The following is a 2,954-nucleotide window of genomic DNA, read 5'->3' as shown; positions in this document are numbered from 1 at the left end:
TCAACAAAAAACNTAAACTAATAAAACGGAGAGGCTATGGCTTTAGAAACTTTCGGAATTTTTGGGTTAGAAGTATGTTATCTTGGCATCTTGTCTGTTGATTTAGCATAAAGGGTAACGAAGAGCCCACAATCTTCTCACTCAATTCTAGGAAGGTGGGACAATATTGGATTAATTACTAATAACCTAATATCTTATAGAGTTTTTCAAAAAGCTTGAGTTGGGTCAATGATCAGGAAACCTAACTATTTTCTAACCAAACGATTAGGAAACAGTTATGTTATGATTTTCAGAGTAAGCCTGAGATGATAAGACACCATGAAAAATCGCATCTTTACTGTTATTTTGTACAAAGAAGATAATATGTACATTGCTGAATGTCCAGAAGTTGGTACAGTAGATCAAGGAGAAACAATTGAGCAGGCGATTGCTGGATTGAAAGAAGCCACACGGCTTTACCTAGAGGAATTTACCTTACCAGAAACATCCCCTAGATTTGTGACCAGTATTGAGGTTAGTTATGCCTAAGCTGCCACGAATCTCTAGTCGGGAGGCAGTTAGATCTCTTGAACGCTTAGGCTTCGAGCAAGTTCGTCAAACAGGTAGCCATGTTGTGATGAAGAAAGAAACCGAAGAGGGCAAAATTGGTTGTGTTGTCCCTGTACATCAGGAATTGAAGGTTGGTACATTAAGTGGAATTCTGAAACAAGCCCAAGTCACCGTTGAAGAGTTCATTGAACATCTGTAAGGTCTGACAAATCACTGCACTCGAAGTGATAGCAAAAGTATTTAGTCCCCCCAGAGAACCCCCTTGAGCCACATAGCACACTTTTCTTTTTTTGTCAAACTTTATGTTAAGAAAGATGTAACTAATGGATAGGGGGACTGTCAAAGATTAACCGTCTTCGTATTCGGGGATTCTTTCCTTTTTCTTCTCGGTGATATTGATGCGGGGGGGATTGTAATCTGGTTCCACGTCATCATCCCACATATCATCCTCGGCCTTATCTTCGTAATCGTCGTACTGAGGACGAGAAAAGCTTTCTGTGCGTTCTAACCGCGCTTCTCCCCAGTTATCTTCTTCTTCCTCGTATTCTTGCTCATAATAAAGAGCTTCGGCCCGTTTTTGCGGTGGGGGAGTGGCGCGCAGGGGTTCTTTTTCCCATTCGTCTTCACTCCAGCGTTCTTCAACGGGTTTAGCGGCCTCAACGGGAGTGCGGAGGGGAATACCCGTACCTAACTGATTTTCCGGACGAGCAGCGGGAGTATAATAAGCTTCTTCCTCTTCTCTTTCCCAGGGGGGACGACCAATACCCAAACGTTCCAAAACCCCCACACTAACCTGCGTGAGACGTTCTTCGGCCCCTTCAAAGACAATTAAGCGATTCGGACCGCTGCTAACCACTTCTTCAATGGCAATTTCGTAGGTACTGATCAATTGTTCGGGGATCAGAGGCAATCCCAGGGAAGCGATGACAATGGAATGTAATTGACCACTAAGGGGATCAAATTGATAATCGCGGACTTTGCCTAAAGGTTCGCCGGTTTCCGTGATCACTTCACTACCGATTAAGGGAGTATAAGCATCGATATCGACGGATTCCAAGACGTTATCATCTTCCACGAGAACCACGTCTCCTGTCTGACTGATGCTCGATAAATACATATATTGAGGCATTCCCGACAGGGAGAGGATATTATCGCGGAGTCCCAGGGCAACTACTTCTCGTTGATCGATATCTACAAGAATATCTTTAACAACGCCGAGTTTTTTGCCTGTATTGCGAGTGATAACCTGTGTATTTAAAAATTCTGAACGTAAGCGACTATTCTCTGTGATCATTTTTTCCTATGGGTAGGCGTTAGGTCGTGGGAATACGAATTAGTGTAGGCTTAATATATAGGGCGAGATCGAGGGTTAATTTAGCGATATTGGCTTAGATCTTAAAGTTCCCTGAGATTAACACTTTTTTTAGCCTTGTTTGGGCGATAGTTTCGGGTGATAGATAGGGTTAAACCCATTTTAGCTAATTCTTTACATTTTTTTAGTAACAACAAAACAGGAGCTAGAGAGAAACTCCCTTGGCTCCTGCTGTCTAGATTCTGATTACATAGTTAAAGACTGCACCTCGGTTTCGATCAGTTTAGCTAAGTCTTGCAGGAAGGAGGCCGCATCGGCCCCGTAGATAACTCGGTGGTCACTGGTGAGATTAACCGTCATCTGTTTTTGCACTCCGAATAAACCATCTTTATTGACGACGATTTGGGGACGGGAAGCACCCACGGCCAGGATTGCACCTTGGTTGGGGGGTAAGATAGCGGTAAAGCGATCGACTCCGAACATTCCCAGATTAGAAATGGTAAAAGTACCGCTATTATATTCTTCCGGTTGCAGTTGTTTACTGCGGGCGCGATCGACTAAATCTTTCCAACTGCGGGAGAGGGAATAGATATCCATCTGGTTAGCAGAGCGCAAAACCGGCGTAATTAAGCCACCATCGGGCATAGCCACGGCTACGGCCACGTTAATCGCCCCGTGGTATTGGATTCCTGCGTCGCTATAGCTGGCATTAACGATCGGATGTTTAGCGAGGGTGTTGGCTACCGCTTTTGCTAACAGGGCCGTCATGGTGACACCCTTGGATTTTAGCTGTTGATAGAGTTGGTCTAGTGGGTCGGTGGTGATAGTGTAGCCCACTTGGAAGGTGGGAACCTGTAGGCTAACCGACATATTCTGAGCGACGGCTTTTTGCAGAGTGGTGAGGGGAACAGTCCGACCGACCGGGGCGCTGCCCGGAATCGGGGCTTTAGGAGCCGCCACAGGCACGCTGACGGGTTGCGGGGGAGTAATGACGGGAGCGGGGGCAGTGCTGACTTTTCCTGTCGCTTTTTCTACGTCTTCGGCGGTAATTCGTCCGTGGGGACCGCTACCCACTAGGGTTTTCAGATCTACC

General features: G+C 45.8%; 5 protein-coding genes. 3 read left to right on the top strand and 2 right to left on the bottom strand.

The genetic code is table 11. The features are described 5' to 3' along the window. The 3 genes from IQ242_RS21360 to IQ242_RS21350 all read left to right on the top strand — a co-directional run. Positions 1-101: transposase (locus IQ242_RS21360; RefSeq protein ID WP_193961329.1), on the top strand; the 101-nt coding region annotated here is incomplete at its 5' end. 217 nt (positions 102-318) lie between these two features. Then, positions 319-528 (top strand): type II toxin-antitoxin system HicB family antitoxin, encoded by a 210-nt coding sequence (locus IQ242_RS21355; RefSeq protein WP_002734849.1) that lies wholly within the window; start codon positions 319-321, stop codon positions 526-528. Next, positions 521-748, top strand: a complete 228-nt coding sequence (locus IQ242_RS21350) for a type II toxin-antitoxin system HicA family toxin (RefSeq protein WP_149987308.1) — start codon at positions 521-523, stop codon at positions 746-748. Before IQ242_RS21355 ends, IQ242_RS21350 begins: the two co-directional genes overlap by 8 nt. 147 nt (positions 749-895) lie before the next feature. On the opposite strand, the gene IQ242_RS21345 is transcribed toward IQ242_RS21350, so the two are convergent. Together IQ242_RS21345 and IQ242_RS21340 are read right to left on the bottom strand one after the other, a co-directional pair. Further along, positions 896-1,843: a PRC-barrel domain-containing protein gene (locus IQ242_RS21345; RefSeq protein WP_185236929.1), complete on the bottom strand. Its 948-nt coding sequence runs from the start codon at positions 1,841-1,843 to the stop codon at positions 896-898. 264 nt (positions 1,844-2,107) lie between these two features. Beyond that, a partial coding sequence (locus tag IQ242_RS21340) for a dihydrolipoamide acetyltransferase family protein (RefSeq protein WP_193961328.1) occupies positions 2,108-2,954 on the bottom strand: 847 nt, incomplete at its 5' end.

Origin of the sequence: Microcystis sp. LEGE 08355 (genome assembly GCF_015207185.1) — a bacterium.
GTDB lineage: Bacteria > Cyanobacteriota > Cyanobacteriia > Cyanobacteriales > Microcystaceae > Microcystis > Microcystis panniformis.
Note: the sequence above shows the minus strand (reverse complement) of the source record. Positions and strands in the feature narration are given on the sequence as shown.